Raw genomic sequence first — 7,897 nt, forward strand, 5'->3', positions numbered from 1 at the left:
AGATAGAAAAAAACTGCAAGGAAATCCTTACAGTTTAAGTTTAAACGTTTAAGACCTTGTCCAAGAACTCTTTCAGACGTGGGTGTTGTGGGTTGTCAAAGATTTGATCTGGTGTTCCGTCTTCAAGGAACTCGCCATCTGCAGTAAAGATAACGCGGTTGGCAACCTGACGAGCAAATCCCATCTCATGGGTTACGATAATCATGGTCATACCTTGCTCAGCCAATTCCTTCATAACGTTTAGTACGTCTCCGACCATCTCAGGGTCAAGGGCAGAAGTTGGTTCATCAAAGAGCATGATGTCTGGATTCATTGCTAGTCCACGAGCGATAGCCACACGTTGTTTTTGACCACCTGATAGGCTATCTGGGTTAGCATTAGCTTTATCTGCTAGTCCAACTTTTTCAAGCAACTCCATTCCCAATTTCTCAGCTTCTTCCTTAGTCATCAACTTGTGCTCAATTGGAGCAAAAGTAATGTTGTCCAATACAGACATGTGTGGGAAGAGATTGAAGTGTTGGAAAACCATTCCGATATTTTCACGGACGTGGTCAACGTTGGTTGTTTTTTCAGTTAAGTCATAACCGTTCACAGTGATGTGACCACTAGTGACTTCTTCTAGAAGATTGAGGCTACGGAGGAAGGTTGACTTACCAGAACCTGAAGGACCGATGATACAAACAACATCTCCTTCATAGAACTTAGTCGTAATTCCTTTTAGGACTTCATTTTTTCCGTAGTTTTTGTGTAAATCATTTACATCAATTTTTAATTTTGCCATTAACGAATCCTCTTTTCTAAGCGTTTCGCTAGTCTAGTCAAAAGTGTGATAATTACAAGATAGAAGATAGCAAGGATTGCATACATCTTGAAACTTTGGTAGTTACGGGCGATGATAATCTTACCAGTTTGGAAGAGTTCAACCAAACCGATAGCAGATACGATGGTTGTATCTTTAAGAGCGATAACGAATTGGTTAACAAAGTTTGGCAACATCAATTTAGTTGCTTGTGGCAAGATAATCTTACGCATGGTTTTTCCATAAGAGATACCCAAGCTTCGGCTGGCTTCCATTTGGCCAACTGGAACGGCCTGAATACCACCACGAACGATTTCAGCGATATAAGCAGCCGCATTGAGTGAGAGGGCAATGGTACCGGCTACGAAGTCGTTAATTGGACTTTGTTGGCCTGTAATAGACTCGATGAAGTTTGGAATTCCCCAGAAGATGAAGGCTGCAAGAATCATCAAAGGAATACCACGGATAACGTCAACGAAAATCTCAGAAATCACACGAAGAGATTTGTAGGGGCTAACGCTAAACATACCGAAGATAATCCCGATAACAATAGCAATAGCAAATGAGATAAGAGCTAGAGCAAGAGTGATACCAAGACCGCTAAGGAGCTGTTTGTAGTTGTTTTGAAGCAAGCCCCAAATAGTTGTCTCATCAACAGTGCTTGTTGAAGCAGTTGAAGACTCACTAGCTAGGTATTTATCAAGGATCTTTTGGAATTCACCGTTTGCTTTAAGGTTAGCAAGTCCGTTATTGAACATTTCAATCAATTCTGGATTTGCTCCTTTTTTAACGGCAAAGGCTGTTTCACCGATTGGAGTTCCAGCGATTGGTGTTTTCAATTTTTGACCTTGGCTGATAGAATATTTGAGAACAGGTTCATCATCCATAACGGCATCGATGGCACCAGTGTTTAAACTGTCATACATTGACGAACCATCAGCGAAGGTTTTGATTTTGTAGCCGTATTTGCTTTGATTTTCTGTTAGGAAGGTTTGAGAAGCGGTTCCGTTTTTAACACCAACTGTCTTCCCTTTCAAATCTTCATAAGAAGCAATGGTACTTGATTCTTTGACACCAAGGATTGTATTAGCAGTGTAGTATGATTCTGAGAAGTCAAAAGTTGCCTTACGAGCATCTGTGACAGACATACCAGCAATGATACCATCTGCTTGACCAGCTTGGACAGCACTGATAGCAGCATCAAAACCAGGGTTGATGATTTCAATTTCAAAACCTTGGTCTTTAGCGATTGCCTTAATCAATTCCATATCAATACCAGTGTATTGGTTGCTTGAATTTTGGAAAACAAAGGGTGCAAAAGAAGAATCGCTGGCAATGATGTATTTAGCTTTAACAGGAATAGCTTTTAAGCCTGCAAGAGTAGTTGTAGTTGGCACTGCTGAAGACGATGAAGCAGTCCATTTTTTGATGATTTTATCAAGGCTACCATCTTTTTTCATTTCAGCTAAGGCTTGGTTAAATTCAGTAACCAGGTGCTCGTATTTGCTTCCTTTTTTCACACCGAAAGCAAAACTTCCTACAGCTTCCCCATCCATTTCAATATGAAGGTCTTGACCTTGGTTAATAGCATACTCGATAACAGGTTTGTCATCCATCATAGCATCAATGGCACCAGCACTCAAGCTGTTGTTCATCAAATCACTAGTGTCAAATGTTTTAATAGTAAAGCCGTATTTATCTTTAATCGTTTCTAGGAAACGTTGAGCGGCTGTTCCGTTTTTAACACCAACAGTTTTACCAGACAATTGGTCGTACTTGCTAATCTTGTGTGCCTTTGTAGTTGCAATGACAACTTTTGTGTCATAGTAAGTATCAGACATGGTGAAAACTTTTTCACGTTCTTTCGTCTTTGTCATCCCTGCCATGATAGCGTCAGCTTGACCAGCTTGAACCGCATTGACCGCTGCGTCAAATCCAGGATAAGACATCTGAATGTTCCATCCTTTAATCTCAGCGACTTTGTTGATAATGTCAACATCAATTCCTTTATAAGTTTGATCTGAATCTTTAAACTCAAAAGGTGCATAGGCGGTATCAGACACAATCTTAATCGTCTCTGCTTTCGCAATACCTAATGAGAAAATTGGGAATAAAATTAGCAAAAATGCTAGAAATTTTTTCTTCATTTTTAGTCTCCTTTTCCGAATATTTTCCCATTATATCAGAAAAAGTAAAAAAAGGCAAATTTTTATATTTCTGTGTCAGAAAATATAACATCCATAATTCTTGTTTTGTCTTGAATCACACAACAGAAGTGCTATAATAAAGGTATATCATATAGTAAAAGAGGATAAAGTTATGAAAGACAAAAGAATCTTAAAAGACTTTGAAACTTCTAAAATGAGTTTAAACATTTACACAAGCCCCTTGTTAGCCTTTGCTTTTGTCTTCATAGGAGAGTTTGTGGCTTATACTCTGTATGGTATTAGTTTGTTAGCTCTCATCGGACTTGCTAGAAATTTTGGTGAGGCTGGTCAAAATCTTGCAAGCTACTTCCAAAACTTGCTGGCGAGCTTGACGGATAAAACAAGTGACTTTCGTTTGATTTTAGAATTGCTGGCCTTTGGTTTTATTCTCAACACTGTGTTCAGATGGACTAGAAAAGTTGAGAAAAGACCTATTCGAACTTTAGGATTTTATAGAGAGAATTTTCTCGCCAATCTTCTGAAAGGATTTGGCATAGGTCTGGCTCTTTTTCTCCTTACTTTGTTAGGTTTGGTAGCCTTAGGGCAGTATCAATTTGACTCCATTCACTTGGATCCTTATTCGCTTGCCTTTGTTGTCTTTACTATCCCATTTTGGATTTTACAGGGGACAGCAGAAGAATTGGTTACTCGTGCTTGGCTGATTCCACAATTGGCTAAGAGAACCAATCTTAAAGTCGCTATTATCATATCTAGTAGTCTCTTTACCTTACTTCATTTAGGAAATCCAGGCATAACTTTCTTATCTGCAATTGATCTCTTCTTATTCGGAGTTGCCATGTCACTTTACCTCCTCAAAACAGATACAGTTTGGGGTATTGCAGGTATTCATGGCGCTTGGAATTTCGCACAGGGAAACCTCTTTGGAGTATTAGTTAGTGGTCAGTCTTCAGGAACATCAATCATGAAATTTACTCCACAAGGCAATCAAGACTGGCTATCAGGTGGCTCTTTTGGCATAGAAGGTTCTATCATGACAAGTCTGGTCTTGCTACTGCTGATTGTCTATCTCGCTTATCAATTAAAGAAAGAAAATGAAAGGATGTGACTTGGGTCCGTCCTTTTCTTCGTGAAAATGATACAAGTATGCTAAAATAGGAATAGTACATGGAGAGAGGATTCTTATGATTAACCGCATTACAGATAATCAATTTAAACTAGTATCAAAATATCAACCTTCAGGAGACCAACCCCAAGCTATCGAGCAGTTGGTTGATAATATCGAGGGTGGAGAAAAAGCTCAGATTCTGATGGGGGCGACTGGTACAGGGAAGACCTATACCATGAGTCAGGTTATTTCCAAAGTCAATAAACCCACTCTGGTCATTGCCCACAATAAAACTCTAGCAGGCCAGCTATATGGAGAGTTCAAGGAATTTTTCCCTGAAAATGCAGTTGAGTACTTCGTATCCTACTATGATTATTACCAGCCAGAAGCCTATGTCCCTTCTAGCGATACCTATATTGAGAAGGATAGTTCTGTCAATGATGAGATTGACAAACTTCGTCACTCAGCGACTTCGGCCCTTTTGGAGCGTAATGATGTTATTGTCGTGGCCTCAGTATCTTGTATCTATGGTTTGGGTTCGCCCAAGGAATACGCTGATAGTGTCGTGAGTCTCCGTCCAGGTCTTGAAATTTCTCGTGATAAACTCTTGAATGACTTAGTTGACATCCAGTTTGAGCGAAATGATATTGATTTCCAACGGGGAAGATTTCGTGTGCGTGGGGATGTAGTGGAAATTTTCCCTGCTTCCCGTGATGAACACGCCTTTCGAGTAGAATTCTTTGGAGACGAGATTGATCGTATCCGCGAAGTGGAGGCTCTGACAGGCCAGGTATTGGGAGAAGTGGATCATTTGGCGATTTTCCCTGCCACTCACTTTGTGACCAATGACGACCACATGGAAGTTGCCATTGCCAAGATTCAGGCTGAGTTGGAGGAGCAACTAGCTGTCTTTGAGAAGGAAGGCAAACTGCTTGAAGCCCAGCGTTTGAAACAGCGGACAGAGTATGATATCGAAATGTTGCGTGAGATGGGCTATACCAATGGGGTTGAGAACTATTCACGTCACATGGATGGACGTAGCGAAGGTGAGCCTCCTTATACGCTCTTAGATTTCTTCCCAGATGATTTCTTAATCATGATTGACGAGAGCCACATGACTATGGGACAAATTAAGGGTATGTACAATGGAGACCGTTCTCGTAAAGAAATGCTGGTTAATTATGGTTTTCGTTTGCCGTCTGCTCTGGACAATCGTCCTCTCCGCCGTGGAGAGTTTGAAAGCCATGTGCATCAGATTGTCTACGTTTCAGCAACACCAGGTGACTATGAAAATGAACAGACTGAGACAGTGATTGAGCAAATCATTCGTCCGACGGGACTTTTGGATCCTGAAGTGGAAGTCCGTCCGACTATGGGACAGATTGATGACCTTTTAGGTGAAATCAATGCCCGTGTTGAAAAGAACGAGCGAACCTTTATCACAACCTTGACCAAGAAAATGGCAGAGGACTTGACCGACTACTTTAAGGAAATGGGCATTAAGGTCAAGTACATGCACTCGGATATAAAGACCTTGGAGCGGACGGAGATTATCCGTGACCTGCGCTTGGGAGTCTTTGATGTCTTAGTCGGAATCAACCTGCTCCGTGAAGGGATTGACGTTCCCGAAGTGAGCTTGGTTGCTATTCTAGATGCTGACAAGGAAGGTTTCCTTCGTAATGAACGTGGCCTTATCCAGACCATTGGTCGTGCTGCTCGTAACAGCGAAGGGCATGTCATCATGTATGCGGACACTGTGACCCAGTCTATGCAACGTGCTATCGATGAAACGGCCCGCCGTCGGAAGATCCAGATGGCTTATAATGAAGAACATGGTATCGTTCCACAAACCATCAAGAAAGAAATCCGTGACCTGATTGCTGTGACCAAGTCAGTTGCTAAGGAAGAAGACAAGGAAGTTGATATCAATAGCCTTAATAAACAAGAACGCAAAGACCTCGTCAAGAAACTTGAAAAACAAATGCAAGAAGCCGTCGAAGTGCTTGATTTTGAACTAGCAGCTCAGATTCGGGATATGATGTTGGAAGTCAAGGCGCTTGGGTAGAAAAGAAAGGAAAAAAGATGAACTATAAAGATGAATTTTATGGTTTTTATAGAGAACCATTTAATAAAGAAAATATGACAACTGAAAATACAATCATTGTGTTTGATACCAACTCATTGCTTAATGTATTTAGATTTACACCAGAAGCATCAAAAGAATATTTTGATATAATTCAAAGTATACAAGATAAAATTTATATTCCATATCTTGTAGCTTTAGAATTCCACTTTCATAAATCAGAAACGTTGTTATTGAATGAGATAAATGTAACGAAATTCAAAAATAATTTCAGCAAAAATTGGAATAAGCTGAAGTCGGAAGCAGCAAAAACACTATTTTCTAGTCTCTCATATAGAAATGATACAGATAATAAAGAATTGAACGCTTATTTGTCTGATTTATTAAACTCAGAAGATCTTAATATAGAAAATAAATTAGTTGAGAAGATTTCCTCAATAAGTGAGAATCAAACTAATATTTTTAATGCATTGGTTGAAATTATGTACAGTAAAACAGGAGAGCGGTATACTCAAGATATGATTACAGAAATTGAAAAGGAAGGAGAGGAAAGATATAAAAATGGGATACCACCTGGATTTAATGATGCTAACAAAAAATTATCAAGAAGTTATAATGGTATAAAGTATCAACAAAAATTTGGAGATTTAATTATTTGGAAGGATATAATTAGCAAAGCAAAGGAAGATAGAATCAAACATGTAATTTTTGTTACTTCTGATGGAAAACGGGATAGTAAAACCGATTTAAACTATAAAGTTTGTGTTGGAAATGATGGAAATGGTAAGGAGAAATATCAGATTATTGGTCCAAGGATTGAACTTATTGAGGAAATGAAAAAAGAGACTGGGGCTGATTTTTATTTAATGGATGAACTGGAATTCATGAAACAATTCTCACAAGAGGAAGTATCATCTCAAGTAGCAAAATCTATCAGTGATACACTACTAGATTTTGCTAAAATATTATCAACTTCTATAAATGATAGTAAGGTAAAACCTTTAGTAAAATCGCCTTCTCAATCAGTAAGCAGTAAATCATCTGTAGTCAAAAGAAGAAAAGTCACAGATGTTTCTGAATTATTAAAAATTGTAGAAAATGATTATGAAATTAGTGATGTAATAGAGGAATACTTAAAAAGTGAACTTCCAAACATGAATTTTGAAAATTCGTATGGTAGTATAGGTTGGGGAGAATTTGAATATGTAACTATTACAGAAGTGAGGATTGAAGAATACACAATTGAAGATGACTTTTATAAAATTAAGTGTACAGTAAATATTGATGTGAATATAGACTTTGGTATTGTTACTAAGAGCCCTTTCTACGAAGAACCTGGAGATGCCGAATTTGAATATGAGTCATCGGAATTAGATGCTACTTTTGAAATATCATTTATTTATGACTTAGATTATGACACTTTTGATGATATAGAAATAAATGATTTCAATATTTAATTTTTTTAGAAAGTGAGTCTATGTATGTCTCGAGCACAATTAACAATTTTAACAAACATTTGTCTGATTGAAGACCTCGAAACGCAGCGCGTGGTGATGCAGTATCGCGCTCCTGAAACCAATCGCTGGTCTGGTTATGCCTTTCCAGGAGGTCATATAGAAAATGGCGAGTCTTTCGCAGAGTCTGTCATTCGTGAAATCTATGAAGAAACAGGATTGACTATCCAAAATCCTCAACTTGTCGGCATTAAAAATTGGCCACTAGATACAGGTGGGCGCTATATT

Annotated in this window: 6 protein-coding genes; 4 read left to right on the forward strand and 2 right to left on the reverse strand. The window is 38.7% G+C overall.

Annotated elements, in window-relative coordinates:
* Positions 1-40: 40 nt before the first annotated feature.
* Both ADH54_RS00685 and ADH54_RS00690 read right to left on the reverse strand, forming a co-directional pair.
* Positions 41-781 (reverse strand): amino acid ABC transporter ATP-binding protein, encoded by a 741-nt coding sequence (locus ADH54_RS00685; protein WP_001096321.1) that lies wholly within the window; start codon positions 779-781, stop codon positions 41-43.
* Positions 781-2,946, reverse strand: coding sequence for an ABC transporter substrate-binding protein/permease (locus tag ADH54_RS00690; RefSeq protein ID WP_049523432.1), 2,166 nt, complete (start codon positions 2,944-2,946; stop codon positions 781-783). Before ADH54_RS00690 ends, ADH54_RS00685 begins: the two co-directional genes overlap by 1 nt.
* Before the next feature lie 172 nt (positions 2,947-3,118).
* On the opposite strand from ADH54_RS00690, the gene ADH54_RS00695 reads away from it, so the two are divergent.
* The 4 genes from ADH54_RS00695 to ADH54_RS00710 form a co-directional block, all read left to right on the forward strand.
* The gene (locus ADH54_RS00695) at positions 3,119-4,072 is read left to right on the forward strand and encodes a CPBP family intramembrane glutamic endopeptidase (protein ID WP_049523434.1); all 954 of its coding nucleotides are present in this window, start codon (positions 3,119-3,121) and stop codon (positions 4,070-4,072) included.
* Positions 4,073-4,148: 76 nt separating this feature from the next.
* A complete protein-coding gene (gene uvrB, locus ADH54_RS00700) occupies positions 4,149-6,137 on the forward strand; it encodes an excinuclease ABC subunit UvrB (protein ID WP_049523436.1) in 1,989 nt (662 codons plus the stop codon).
* A 17-nt stretch (positions 6,138-6,154) separates the two neighbouring features.
* Positions 6,155-7,612 (forward strand): PIN-like domain-containing protein, encoded by a 1,458-nt coding sequence (locus ADH54_RS00705; RefSeq protein ID WP_049523438.1) that lies wholly within the window; start codon positions 6,155-6,157, stop codon positions 7,610-7,612.
* Positions 7,613-7,636: 24 nt separating this feature from the next.
* A partial coding sequence (locus ADH54_RS00710; protein WP_049523440.1) for an NUDIX domain-containing protein occupies positions 7,637-7,897 on the forward strand: 261 nt, incomplete at its 3' end.

It is taken from the genome of Streptococcus pseudopneumoniae, assembly GCF_001072315.1.
Taxonomy (GTDB): Bacteria; Bacillota; Bacilli; order Lactobacillales; family Streptococcaceae; genus Streptococcus; species Streptococcus pseudopneumoniae_R.

Coding starts and splice junctions, on each gene's coding strand:
- ADH54_RS00685 (WP_001096321.1), bottom strand. CDS start 781: ATGGCAAAATTAAAAATTGATGTAAATGATTTACACAAAAACTACGGA.
- ADH54_RS00690 (WP_049523432.1), bottom strand. CDS start 2,946: ATGAAGAAAAAATTTCTAGCATTTTTGCTAATTTTATTCCCAATTTTC.
- ADH54_RS00695 (WP_049523434.1), top strand. CDS start 3,119: ATGAAAGACAAAAGAATCTTAAAAGACTTTGAAACTTCTAAAATGAGT.
- uvrB (WP_049523436.1), top strand. CDS start 4,149: ATGATTAACCGCATTACAGATAATCAATTTAAACTAGTATCAAAATAT.
- ADH54_RS00705 (WP_049523438.1), top strand. CDS start 6,155: ATGAACTATAAAGATGAATTTTATGGTTTTTATAGAGAACCATTTAAT.